Source organism: Thermogutta sp. (genome assembly GCF_039793925.1).
Classification (GTDB): Bacteria; Planctomycetota; Planctomycetia; order Pirellulales; family Thermoguttaceae; genus Thermogutta.
Genome location: NZ_JBAMME010000361.1, coordinates 1 through 2,130, shown reverse-complemented (window position 1 = coordinate 2,130; position 2,130 = coordinate 1). Strand labels below are relative to the sequence as shown.

General features: G+C 57.9%; 1 protein-coding gene. It reads left to right on the top strand.

From position 1 onward, the window contains the following. A partial coding sequence (locus ABJK56_RS19680) for a hypothetical protein (protein WP_347246396.1) occupies positions 1-2,051 on the top strand: 2,051 nt, incomplete at its 5' end. Between the last annotated feature and the right edge of the window lie 79 nt (positions 2,052-2,130).

Sequence of the window (2,130 nt, the reverse complement as noted above, 5' to 3'; positions counted from 1 at the left end):
GGCCGGCTTGGCCTTCGGCGTCCGGGTGCTGTATGAGGTGGTGGTGGAGTTTTGTTGCAGGTAATATGGGCAGAGATGGGAGGCTTCCGCTCTATCCGGATGACCAACCCCTTTCCGTTTGGGAGGGGCTGGCCGTACTGCTGGCTCTGATCGCCGCTTTCTACTTTCGTTTTGTCCATATAGAGGCCACATGGATGAGCAGCGACCAGTCCACCCTGTTGAGCATGGCGATGGACATCGGACGCGGGGTCAGATTCCCCCTCGTGGCCAACCAGTCGTCGGCGGGGCTGGTCCATCCGGCTCTCCCGGTCTACCTTTATGCGATTCCCCTGGCCCTCACCCACCAGGTGGTCAGCGCGGCAGGCCTGACGGCTTTCCTGAACACCCTTAGCGTTGGGATTGGTTATCTGTATGCTCGCCGGTTTCTGGGAAGGTTGGCTGGTCTGACCTTTCTGGCACTCTATGCTGTGAGTCCGTGGTCGGTGCACTTTTCCCGGTTGATCTGGAATCCGGTGATGATCCCTTTCTTTGCGGCACTGGCCCTTTGGCTGCTGACCGCCTCTATTGCCGGGAAGGCACGCCTTGCAGTATTCGTAGGAACTGCGCTTACCCTGATCGGCATTTTCCAATCCCACCTGGCTTCTTTGCCCCTTCTGGTCAGTATAGGGACAATCTGGCTTCTCTTTCACCGACAGGTCCGCTTCTGGTCAGTGGCATTAGGGGTCTCGCTGGTCGGCCTGTCCTTCGTGCCCTACCTGCTGAATCAGCCGGACCTGCCGGGTCTCTTCTCCAGGATCGCGGCCGCACAGGAGACAAACGTTAATGTGGCCCCAATGTTGATCGCGGGAGACCTGGTCAGCGGTCGGGGACTGTTCCTGGCTGCCGGTGGCTGGAAAACAGCGGAAAACCTGCTGCGGGTGTGGTTATGGGTCAGCCTGGCCTGGTTGGGCTTCTTCACCGTGCGGTCTGCCCGAAAGGCCTGGCACGGTTCCCTGGCTCTGCCCGATGCATCCCGAGTCGTCCTGTTCCTTTGGATTACAATTCCCCTGCTCCTCCTGATGCGTCATCATCATTACCTTCAACATCATTACTTCCTGTTCCTGTACCCCCTCGTCTACCTGGCAATGGCCGCGCTGATAGAGGACCTCGGCTCCTTTCTGCACCGTTTCGTTGCCCCGCGCTGGCCCCTGAAGATGCAACGGATAAGGCCTTTCGCCGGGACTCCTGGCTTACTTTTCCTGCTCACCGCCGTCTTCGGATGGTCACTTTTTGTCTCCAACGCGGTTCTTCGGCAGGAAGAGGCGCAAACATGCCCTCAGGCACGGCATATCTGTGCAGCGGTGGACACCATCCGGGCTTATGTGAACTCGTTCCATTTCGGTGACCTGGTCGTACTCAGCGACGGGATAGACGCCTCTTACTCCACTTTCGGTTTCATCGGACAACTTTTCCCAGAGAACATCTCTGTCCGCTTCACCCGTTTGGGGAATGGCTTACCGGTACCCTCGTCGCCCGCCCTTTACCTGGTTGCCGGAGAGGACTCCCGTACGACGGCGGTCCTGGACCGAATCGGTCGCCCTCTGAACATCTGGGATATTGGTCCATGCGGCACCTGGAGGTTGTATGCGACTTCAGGTCACCCCTCTCTGGAAGATGGTATCCCGGAGCCAATCGCTGAATGGGCGAATGGCCTGCAATTGTGGAACTATCAGGTGGAAAAGGCCGTACGTGGAGAGGGGCTTATCCTGACAACGTTCTGGAGAGTGACCAATGAGCGTCCTCTTTATTGGGATTATTTCTTTTTCCACCTTTTCTCCTCCTCTGGACAGTTTATTTCCCAAATGGACGGACCGGGGGTCAGCAGTCCGTACTGGCGCGAAGGGGACTGGCTCATTCTGCTGACCACGCTACCGATCCCGGCCGATGCGCCCACAGGGCCCTATGAAATTTACTGTGGCCTGTATTCCTGGCCCAGTCTGGAGCGAATCCCGATCACCCGTGGAGAGGCGACAGACAATCGGCTGCGCCTGATGGAAATGCAAATCCCATAAGCACAGGAGGGCAACATGGAGTGTAAACAGGACCGAAACCTGGCCCGCTGTACTTGTACCTACGAACCCTGTCCCCGCA